Here is a 1394-nt window from a genome sequence, read left to right as displayed (position 1 = left end):
TCAGCCGCGCCCCGTTCTGCGTGATTGCCTTTTCTATGCGCTCATCGGACAGGGTAAGCTCCCGCTTGGCTTCATCAATCACAAGCACCCGGTCAAGGTCGGCTTCTGCTTCCATCAAGCGGGGTTTGACGGTATCGCCCAAACCGTCTTCGGCGGTCTGGTAAATCACTTGGAATGGCGGCAAGGGCTTCATTCCCGGCAGCGTTCCCCCGGTGGTGCAGGCGGCGGCAAGGCGCAGCGCAAAGGTGGTCTTGCCCTCGCCGGGGTTGCCCTGCACAATGGTTACTTTCCCAAAGGGAATATACGGCTCCCATAGCCATTCAACGGTCTGGGTGTCAACCTCGCTCATGCGGATAATCTCAACGGTTTCTTCCTGCGGCGGCTCTTTCAAGCCGTAAATCGCTTCCCGGATATACTTCCCGTCCGCGATTTCTGCCCGGTGCTGCAATACCTCATTCCAGTCCTTGTAAAGCGGGAGAAGGCGGTGGACGGTCAAGCCCTCCGGCACAAGCTCCGCAAGGCGGCTGCAAGCATCGTTTCCGGCGTTGTCGCTGTCAAGGCAGAGGTACACGGTCTTGATGTTCGGACGGTCAGAAAGGAAACGCAAAAGGGCTTTTTCGCCCACGCCGCCCAACGCCAGATAGCTTTGCTTTTGCCAATCCTTTTTGAACAGGCAGAGGAAAGATAAGAGGTCTATCGGGGCTTCAAAGACAAACAATCTTTCGCCCTCGCCCCGGTAGCAGAAGTTAAAGGCTTTGTCGCTGCCTTTCACATCAAGCCGGAAACTCCCGGCTGTTCCGCGCTGGTGGGCGTAGCGTGGTATGCCGCTTTCATCTCTGCCGACGAATACGGCGTTGTGGTGGGTTGCGTCCTCGTAAATATCGCCGCTGGCAAAGAAAAAGCCCGTCACATCTTCATCAATGCGGCGGGCAGCTGTGAGGTAGTTCCTCGCTGTTCGGTTGTCGGTGCTGCGGGGCGGCAGTCGGAAGTCAGAAAAGGACGCGGGGCTTGGTCTGTCCGGCGGCGGTGTAGCTCCCTTTTCTCCTGCGAGAAGTTCAACGGCTTCGGTGAAGCTCTTGCCGAAAAACTCCATGACAAAATCAATGGGTGCGCCGCCCTTGCTCTGGCTGTGCCTGTACCATTTGTTTCCCCGGACGGTCAGGCTGTCGTGCCGCTTCCAGCGGTATTCATTCCCGGCGCGGGTAAGCTGCTCGCCCTGTGATTGCAGGAAAGAAACAAGGTCGGCTTGGTTGGCGCGGTCTATCTGTTCTTGGGTGTAATACATGGTTGATACCTCGCTTTCTGTGGTTGAATTGTTCATAGGTTTTGAGTATAATGAAATCGACAAATCGTTAAGGAAAGAATCGAAGGTGGTGCAAACGAAAAAGCAGTAT

At 55.7% G+C, this 1394-nt stretch carries 1 protein-coding gene; it reads right to left on the bottom strand.

The annotated features are described in order from the left end of the window. Positions 1-1285, bottom strand: a 1285-nt coding sequence (locus tag DWZ38_RS21230) for a toprim domain-containing protein (protein ID WP_117855311.1), incomplete at its 3' end; no start/stop codon positions are given. Between the last annotated feature and the right edge of the window lie 109 nt (positions 1286-1394).

It is taken from the genome of Ruminococcus sp. AF31-8BH, from assembly GCF_003460605.1.
Classification (GTDB): Bacteria; Bacillota; Clostridia; order Lachnospirales; family Lachnospiraceae; genus Blautia_A; species Blautia_A acetigignens.
Note: the sequence above shows the minus strand (reverse complement) of the source record. Positions and strands in the feature narration are given on the sequence as shown.